The sequence below is a fragment of the Cedecea sp. B1(4) genome (assembly GCF_059414925.1).
This window is the reverse complement of the sequence record NZ_JCAHMZ010000204.1, coordinates 1-208: the sequence shown is the minus strand read 5'-3', so window position 1 is coordinate 208 and position 208 is coordinate 1. Positions and strand designations below refer to the sequence as shown.

The following is a 208-nucleotide window of genomic DNA, read 5'->3' as shown; positions in this document are numbered from 1 at the left end:
TTATTTTTTTTTTTTTTGTTATTTATTTTTTTTTTTTTTACTTTTGGGGGGGGTTGTTTGTTTATTTTTAATTTTTGGGGGAACAAGTGGGTGGGGGTTTTGTTTTTTTTTTTGGGTTTTTTTTGGGGGGTGTTTTTTTTTGGGGGTTTGTTTTTGTGGGGTGGGGGGGTTTCTGGTTGTTTTTTAAAAATAAATTTTTTTTTTTTTT

Annotated in this window: 1 protein-coding gene; it reads right to left on the bottom strand. The window is 28.8% G+C overall.

The features are described 5' to 3' along the window. Positions 1 to 208: hypothetical protein (locus tag ACR6JA_RS22625; protein WP_494599698.1), on the bottom strand; the 208-nt coding region annotated here is incomplete at both ends.